Raw genomic sequence first — 6,267 nt, 5'->3', positions numbered from 1 at the left:
GGGACCATCCGGGTGGTGGTCGCCGACGACCAGCTCCTGGTCCGCACCGGGCTCACCATGATCCTCAACGCGCAGCCCGGGATCGAGGTCGTCGGTGAGGCGACGGACGGTCTCGAGGCGGTGGCCGTGGCCCGCGAGCTGCGTCCCGACGTCTGCCTCTTCGACATCCGGATGCCCGGCATCGACGGCGTCGAGGCGACCCGCCAGGTCGCCGGCCCCGGCGTCGAGGACCCGCTCGCCGTCGTCATCATCACCACCTTCGATCTCGACGACTACGTCCACGGCGCCCTCAAGGCCGGCGCGCGCGGCTTCCTCCTCAAGGACGCCGGGCCCGAGCTGCTGGTCCAGGCGATCCACGCCGCCGCGAACGGTGACGCGCTCATCTCACCCGACATCACCCGCCGCCTGCTCAGCACGCTGGCGGGCCTGGAGCGAGCCGCCCCGCCGACCCAGCCGATCGAGCCGCTCACCGAACGAGAGGAGGAGGTGCTCCTCACCGTCGCCCGCGGCCGCACCAACGCCGAGATCGCCGATGAGCTGCACATCACCCTGAGCACGGTGAAGACCCATGTCGGCGCGCTGATGACCAAGCTCGGCGCCCGCAACCGCGTCGAGGTCGCGATGTGGGCCTACGAGACCGGGCGCGTCAGGGGATAGGGCCGGCTGGCCTCCGATCCGTTCTCCGCAGTTCGCCCGCGCGCGGTCGTGGCGGAAAGACGCCCAGTCGAGGCGCGTGTGTCGCGGCATGATGACGTTCAGTCCTGCTCGTCAGATTCAACGTGGTCCGCGAAGCTGTCGCCACGACTGCCGTCACGGTTGTAGGCGAACCACCCCCCGCTGCCGGGCTCAGGGACGAACGTCGGTCGCTCTGGCCACGTCGGCTCGGTCGAGGGCACGACGTTGTACTGGCCGTAGAGCAGGTAGTTCTGGTCGGGGGTCATCGTCATCAGGGTCCGGGTGACCTCTTCCATGGCGTCGGTGACGCTGCCCCACATGGGTCCGACCATGTCGCTCCACTGACCCTCGTCCATCACGATGGTGACAGTCCGGAACCCCCCGCCGTCAGGTATCGAGACTTCGATGCGCCCCGGCGCCGCCTCGGTCGCAGAAGTCCACTCGTTGAGCGTGCTGATCAGTTCCTCGTAGGCAGCGCGGTCTGTCACGTTGCAAGCCTGTCAGGCGCGTGCACTCGCGGCATGATCGGGCGCAGAGCGGCAGGTCTGGACGTTCAGTGGGGCGTTGGTGAGAGGTCCCTGTTCTCTCCCCAGCCGAACCGGCTCTCTGCGACGAAGTCGACCAGCAGCGAGCGCAGGTTCTCGCTCCACTCCTTCGGGCCCATGTCCGGAACGCCGCCTTGGATGACGGGGTAGTCGAAGGTTTCGCCCTGCGCAGTCAGGGAGAGCGTGACCGTGCCCGTCACGTCGTCAGTGACGCTCAATGCGAGCGCGGTCACCTCGCCGTCCTTGAAGACGGCACGCAGGGCGGGCACCACGACCTCGCTGGCAACGTCGACCAGATTCGTCATGCTCACGAGGCTAGGTCCATCGTGTCTCCGGAAACACCCAGGTGGCGCGCTCATCGGCACGACCGCGGACTACGTGCGGCACAAGCGGACGGATCGACATTGCGGTCGATCGCACGTACGGGCACGTGCGATCCACCGCACTGTTCAGCGCTGTGTCCTGCGGTCATCGACATCGGACCCGGAAGGCCGTGGCCGGTCCCTCCAGGATCCGGTCAGGCATTGCGGTTGATCCGGTCCACCGGGCGGACCAGATCAACCGCACTGGCACTCAAAGTGCCCGGCACCCGCCGCAGCGGAATCACCGCCCGATACGCGGCTGAAGCGGTCGGGTCGCGGCGGCCTCTCGGGTCGTGTGCCGGAGAGCGCGCTGCGCCGCTGCGAGCGACACACGACCCGATCGTCCGCTCCGACACCCACGCCCGACTCTCGCCAGGAGCGGACGTTCGAGGAGAAGGCCCGGACGCGGCGAACGACATCATCACGTACGCGCGTGCGGGAGGACCAGCGGAGTTCGACGACGAGCTGATTGCTCCTGGGCCACCTGATCGGATGCATGGTTTGATCGTCGGCATGCCTCGGGCCAGCACACGGTTGCTCTACCTGGCGCGTCACGCCGAGCCCGACCCGAGCGGGGACGGGCTGAGCCCACGTGGGTCGCAGCAGGCCGAGTGCCTGGGCCGCCGTCTCGCGCACCTGCCGCTGCACCGCGTCGTCCACGGTCCGCTCCGGCGAGCGTCGGAGACGGCGCGGGTGGTGGCGGCGCAGCTCGAGCGGCCCGCGGCGCTGGTGGAGATCGAGGCGGCCGGCGACTACGTGCCGCACGTGCCTGGTCGCGACGAGGTCCCTGACGCCTGGGCGGACGCCGTGTTGTCGCCCTGCGCCGACGTCTCCGCGGAGGAGGCGGCCCACGGCGCGGCCCTGGCTGCCCGGGCGGTCGAGCTCCTGGCGGGTCCGGCGACCGACGGGTGCGAGCCGGTCGACGTCGTCATCACCCATGCCTTCACCATCGGGTGGTTGGTCCGGCACGCGCTGGACGCCCCGACCTGGCGGTGGTGGCCGCCGGTGCAGTGCCATGCCGGACTGACGGTCATCAGGTACGAGCCCGACGCCCCGCCGGCGGTGGTGATCTCCAACGACCTGGCCCACCTGCCGGCCCACCTGCGCTGGACCGGCTTCCCCGAGCACCTGCGTTGGTGAAGCGGCGGGCATGAAGAAAGCCCCTGACGTGCTCTCGCTCGTCAGGGGCTGTGCTCTGGTGGGCGATACTGGGTTTGAACCAGTGACCTCTTCCGTGTCAGGGAAGCGCGCTACCACTGCGCCAATCGCCCGTGATGAAGTTGTTGTGGTGGAGGTGGGTACGGGATTTGAACCCGTGTACACGGATTTGCAGTCCGTTGCCTCGCCTCTCGGCCAACCCACCGTGACGGCCAGGCCTCCAACAGCACCTCTCCGAGCGGACAACGAGACTCGAACTCGCGACCTCAACCTTGGCAAGGTTGCGCTCTACCAACTGAGCTATGTCCGCCTGTCTGTCCGTGCGGGCCGGGGCTCGCTCGGAAGAACGTGAGAAACGTACCCGATCCCTCTGTGGTGTCCAAAATCGGGTCCACCCGAGGGTCGCGATCCGTTCATCTCCGCGCGTCCCGGGCGGGTGCCGAAGTCCTGGGGCGGGTGTTCCTAGAGTGTCGACATGCGCGCATGGATCGACGGAGCACTGCTGAGCGACCCGACCGGTCCCGCGGTCGCGGTGACCGACCACGGCTTCACCGTGGGCGACGGGGTCTTCGAGGCGATCAAGGTCGTCGACGGGCTGCCCTTCGCGCTCGACCTGCACCTCGAGCGGCTGGCCCGCTCCGCAGCCGGGCTGGGGCTGCCCCCCCTCGACCACGACGTCGTACGACGAGGGGTGCGGGAGGTCGTCGAGGACCAGGAGCTGCCACTCGGGCGCGTGCGGATCACCGTCACGGGAGGGCCGGCGCCCCTCGGGTCGGGGCGCGGCGACCACGCGCCGACGGTCGTCGTGGTGGCCGCAGCCATGGCGCCGGCGCCTATGACGACCGCCGTGGCGACCGTGCCCTGGCCCCGCAACGAGCGCGGGGCGACCGCCGGGCTCAAGACCACGTCGTACGCCGAGAACGTCATCGCGCTGGCGCAGGCACAGCGGCGTGGCGCCAGCGAGGCGGTCCTCGCCAACCTGGCCGGCCACCTGTGCGAGGGCACCGGCTCCAACGTGTTCTACGTCGTGGACGGCGAGCTCCGCACGCCGACGCTGGCCAGCGGGTGCCTGGCGGGCGTGACGCGCGGGCTGCTGCTCGAGTGGCACGGCGGACGCGAGGTCGACGAACCGATCGAGGTCGTGGAGCAGGCGAGCGAGGTGTTCCTGGTGTCGACGACGCGCGACGTGCAGGGTGTGCACGCATGGGACGGACGGGCCCTCGAGGCGCCAGGGCCGGTCACGCGTGAGGCGGCAGCGGCGTGGGCCGCGCGCGAGCCGGAGCTATTCGGCTTCTGACCAGCCCAGCAGGGCCCCGACGAGCCGGTCGAGGTCGAGCTGCTCGCCCTCCTCGCCCGGAGGCACCACGAGCCACGTGCGGTCGAGGAAGACCCGCAGCGCGACCGAGCGGGCCTGCGTGCGCAGGCTGCCGCTGGGGGAGTGGAAGTCGAAGACCACGACCGCGTGGCCATCGTCGTCGAGGCCGGGCCAGAGCCGGATGTCGCCGTCGCCGGTCGGCTCCGTGAGGCCCTTGAGCAGCAGCGAGCGGGCCACGGCCCAGCTCACGTCGCCACCGGGGATGTGGAAGGTCAGCCACACGGCGTAGGGGTCGTCGGCGCGGTAGCCGAAGGATGCGACGAAGGCGACGTCCTGCCCGCCGTCGTCGAGGCAGTGCAGCGTGATGTCCTGCGACACGGTGGGGGCGGCTGGTGGTTGCGCCATGGCGTTCCTTGTCCGAGAAGGGCGGTGCGGTGAGGGCAAGACACAGGTCTCACCTCCCTCAGACGCACCGTCAGCCTAATTGGTTGCCCTCCGACTGGATCTATTTTTGCGAAACGCGACCGAATCGACACCAATGGGGTCGCGATGTGATCGCTGCGCCGGCATGCGTTAGAGTCTGCGACCGCAGTAGAGGGGCGATTGGCGCAGTGGTAGCGCGCTTCGTTCACACCGAAGAGGTCACTGGTTCGAACCCAGTATCGCCCACTCGCATTCACGTAGGTCCGAGGCCGGTCTCCAGAAGTGGAACCGGCCTCGTGCCGTCTCCATGGCAGACACCGGCAGGCGTGAGGCCCTCCATGAGAGGGATCTCAGATGACCAACACACTCACCGAAGCGCAGATCAAGCCGTGCCCTCGTGGGCACGCTCACCGCCGGCCGAGGCTGGGACTCCCACGACCAGGACCACGGAGGAGGACAAGGTCGATGAGGGCTTCTCCTCGGACGACGGTCTGACGCCGATCCACTTGCTCGGTGACGCCGTTCAGGTGGCCCGCGAGCAGACGGGGCGCAGACGGTGTGTGGCATCACGGACACGCGGCCTGAGGATGAGAGCGTGTGCGCCTGGGCCGGTGGCGCGGGCTACGTCGACTGCGCGCTCTGCTTCGGCATGCGAGCCGGGTCGGTGCCATGCGCCCCCTGTGCGAGTGCTCGCCGAGATCCTCGAGAGCGCCTCCGACAGGTGCCAGCAGATGGCAGACGGGGGATGTTTTGTCGGCCCTGTCGGCATCACGCTCCCAGCCGAAGCGAGAGCCGGAGAGGCCTGACTTTGACCTTGGTCGCGAGTGCGACCCACCGCGATGGCCTCCTGATGGCCAACGGGGCATCGAGGTCACCAGCCATGCGGCCCCGCCCTCAGCCGAGAGCCGGATCCCGAACGCCGGCCGCGAGGACGTTTGAATCCGCGCTGATCGGAACCGTCCCCGCAAGGTACGTGCAAGGTCGCCGCCCGATTGTGAGCCCGGAGGGTAGCGACGGCGTTGCCCGGGAAGGGTAGTCATGCGCAAGGCACTACTGGGAGGGGTCCTGTTGGTACTTCTGCTCACCGGGCGCGTCGTCGCGACGTCTGCACCGGCTCAGCAACAGGCGCCAGCACTGGCGGTGGGCACGACAGGTCAGCAGCGCACGTACTACATCGCGGCCGAGGAGGTGCTGTGGGACTACGCCCCCCACGACCGCAACGACATCGCGGGCCGGGCATGGAACCCCGATGAGCAGGTCTTCGTCCAGAACGGTCCGACCCGGATCGGGCACGTCTACCGCAAGTCGCTCTATCGCGGCTACACCGATGCCTCCTTCACGCAGCGGATCGCGCCGCCGACGAGCTGCCCGGCCGGCACCCGGCCGTGCGACGACACCCTGGGCATGATGGGACCGGTGATCCGGGCGGTGGTCGGCGACACGATCAAGGTCGTGTTCAGGAACAACACGCCCTATCCGGCGTCGGTCCACCCGCACGGGGTCTTCTACACCAAGAGCGCCGAGGGTGCGCAGTACGCCGACGGCACGGCGGCTGGTGACAAGGCCGACGACGCCGTGGCGCCGGGCGCCACCTACACCTACCACTGGAAGGTGCCGGAGCGGGCCGGGCCCGGACCGATGGACGGGTCCTCGGTGATGTGGATGTACCACTCCCACACCGACGAGATCGCCGACACCAACGCCGGCCAAGTCGGCCCGCTGGTGATCACCGCTCGCGGCAAGGCAGACGTCGCGAGCGCCACGCCGCTCGACGTGGACCGCGAGATCT

General features: G+C 69.3%; 7 protein-coding genes and 4 tRNA genes. 5 read left to right on the top strand and 6 right to left on the bottom strand.

Translation table 11 applies throughout. From position 1 onward, the window contains the following. Positions 1–657, top strand: a 657-nt coding sequence (locus tag RMN98_RS12715) for a response regulator transcription factor (RefSeq protein ID WP_309649181.1), incomplete at its 5' end; no start/stop codon positions are given. A gap of 98 nt (positions 658–755) precedes the next feature. Here RMN98_RS12715 and RMN98_RS12710 read toward each other — a convergent pair. Next, positions 756–1,163 carry a hypothetical protein gene (locus RMN98_RS12710; RefSeq protein WP_309649180.1) on the bottom strand — a complete coding sequence of 136 codons (408 nt, stop codon included), beginning with the start codon at positions 1,161–1,163 and terminating at the stop codon, positions 756–758. A 65-nt stretch (positions 1,164–1,228) separates the two neighbouring features. After that, positions 1,229–1,525 carry a hypothetical protein gene (locus tag RMN98_RS12705; RefSeq protein ID WP_309649179.1) on the bottom strand — a complete coding sequence of 99 codons (297 nt, stop codon included), beginning with the start codon at positions 1,523–1,525 and terminating at the stop codon, positions 1,229–1,231. A 570-nt stretch (positions 1,526–2,095) separates the two neighbouring features. On the opposite strand from RMN98_RS12705, the gene RMN98_RS12700 reads away from it, so the two are divergent. After that, entirely contained in the window at positions 2,096–2,722 is a 627-nt protein-coding gene (locus RMN98_RS12700) for a histidine phosphatase family protein (protein WP_309649178.1), read from the top strand. A 56-nt stretch (positions 2,723–2,778) separates the two neighbouring features. Here the strand turns inward: RMN98_RS12700 and RMN98_RS12695 are convergent. The 3 genes from RMN98_RS12695 to RMN98_RS12685 all read right to left on the bottom strand — a co-directional run bounded on the left by RMN98_RS12695 (position 2,779) and on the right by RMN98_RS12685 (position 3,050). Further along, positions 2,779–2,853 (bottom strand) — tRNA-Val (locus tag RMN98_RS12695). An 18-nt stretch (positions 2,854–2,871) separates the two neighbouring features. Next, positions 2,872–2,945, bottom strand: a tRNA-Cys gene (locus RMN98_RS12690). A gap of 32 nt (positions 2,946–2,977) precedes the next feature. Then, positions 2,978–3,050: transfer RNA gene (locus RMN98_RS12685), tRNA-Gly, on the bottom strand. A gap of 165 nt (positions 3,051–3,215) precedes the next feature. Between RMN98_RS12685 and RMN98_RS12680 the strand changes: the two genes are divergently transcribed. Beyond that, on the top strand, positions 3,216–4,037 hold the full coding sequence (locus tag RMN98_RS12680; RefSeq protein WP_309649177.1) for an aminotransferase class IV: 822 nt from the start codon (positions 3,216–3,218) through the stop codon (positions 4,035–4,037). Here the strand turns inward: RMN98_RS12680 and RMN98_RS12675 are convergent. Further along, entirely contained in the window at positions 4,023–4,460 is a 438-nt protein-coding gene (locus RMN98_RS12675) for an SsgA family sporulation/cell division regulator (protein ID WP_309649176.1), read from the bottom strand. The two genes, RMN98_RS12680 and RMN98_RS12675, sit on opposite strands and share 15 nt — an antisense overlap. A 192-nt stretch (positions 4,461–4,652) precedes the next feature. On the opposite strand from RMN98_RS12675, the gene RMN98_RS12670 reads away from it, so the two are divergent. Both RMN98_RS12670 and RMN98_RS12665 read left to right on the top strand, forming a co-directional pair. Further along, positions 4,653–4,724: transfer RNA gene (locus RMN98_RS12670), tRNA-Val, on the top strand. 792 nt (positions 4,725–5,516) lie between these two features. Beyond that, positions 5,517–6,267: multicopper oxidase domain-containing protein (locus RMN98_RS12665; protein ID WP_309649175.1), on the top strand; the 751-nt coding region annotated here is incomplete at its 3' end.

Source organism: Nocardioides sp. (assembly GCF_031397825.1).
Classification (GTDB): Bacteria; Actinomycetota; Actinomycetes; order Propionibacteriales; family Nocardioidaceae; genus Nocardioides.
Note: the sequence above shows the minus strand (reverse complement) of the source record. Positions and strands in the feature narration are given on the sequence as shown.